The organism is Pseudoxanthomonas sp. LjRoot204_2 (assembly GCF_056175765.1).
Genome location: NZ_JBGFFG010000695.1, coordinates 1 through 1,153 on the forward strand (window position 1 = coordinate 1; position 1,153 = coordinate 1,153).

Here is a 1,153-nt window from a genome sequence, read left to right on the forward strand (position 1 = left end):
GGGCAGCTCCATCGTGGGGTCGCCGAAGAAGTAGCCCGGCAATTGTTCCAGCGGGTGCTGCTCCACGGACACGGCCAGTTTGGCGGTGAAGCGGTTGCCGCCGGCCGGCGCGCCATACAGGTAGGCCGCTGTCGCCTTGAGCTTCAGCGGCTGGCCCGGCTTCAGCACCGGCGCCGCGTCCAGGTCCAGCTTCATGCGCTCGGGCAGGAACTCCTCGATGCGCAGCGTCATGCCCTGCACCGCCTCCTTGCTGGCCGGGTCGGTGCGGAACTCCACCTGCCAGCGACCCGTCGGCGCTTCCACCGGGATCGCCTGCTCGAAGCTGAAATAGCCCTGCGCACCCGGTTGCAGGCGGGTTTCGCGGAAGACCTTGCCGTCGGGCTGCTTGAGGCGCAGGAACACGGGCTGTCCGCCCCCCTGCTTGGGTGCCGGCACGGGCTTGCCGTCGTTGTCGCGCAGCAGCGCGGAGATGCGCACAGTCTCGCCGGGACGGTACAGATCGCGTCCCGACCACGCGAACACGTCGAACCAGGCCTGCTCGCGACCGGCGACGGCGAACTCGGACAGATCGAGCGCCGGCTGGTTGAACGGCAGCATCGATACGTCCTTGCCGCGCGTTGCCACCAGCACGTGGCCGGCGTCAAGCGTGTAGTTCAGCAGCGCATTGCCGTTGCCGTCGGTCTCGCCGGCCAGGATCGCTTCGCCGCGCGCGTCCAGCACTTTCAGTTCCACGCTGCCGGTCGCCGAGCCGTCCTGCAGCGAGGCGGTATGGACGAACAGCTTGTCCTTGTACGCGCGCGTGTGGAGGCCGATGTCGCTGACGGTGAAGAATGCGGTCTCGAATTCGCCGGCGAACTTGCCGGTACGCTTCATCACCGCGAAATAGAGGCCGGGATCCTGAAGCTCGCGGATATCCTGGATCGGCAGGTAGGTCAGCACGCGCTCGTTCGGCTTGCCACCCAGTACGAAGCGGTTGAGGTACACGGGTTCGGCCAGCTTGCCCAACGGCGTGCTGTCGCCGTACTCGCTGTCCAGGTCCCAGCTGCCGCGGCGGCCGCCGCGCTGGTATTCGGCGAAGAACTTCGGCAGCTGCTTTTCGGTGACGCGCAGGAATTCCACGTCCACTTCCGGCACGTTGATCGACACTACGGGC

1 protein-coding gene is annotated in these 1,153 nt (G+C 67.0%); it reads right to left on the reverse strand.

Annotated features, from left to right (window positions below; translation table 11 throughout):
- Positions 1-1,153, reverse strand: a 1,153-nt coding sequence (locus tag AC04L7_RS19150) for an MG2 domain-containing protein (protein WP_475513769.1), incomplete at both ends; no start/stop codon positions are given.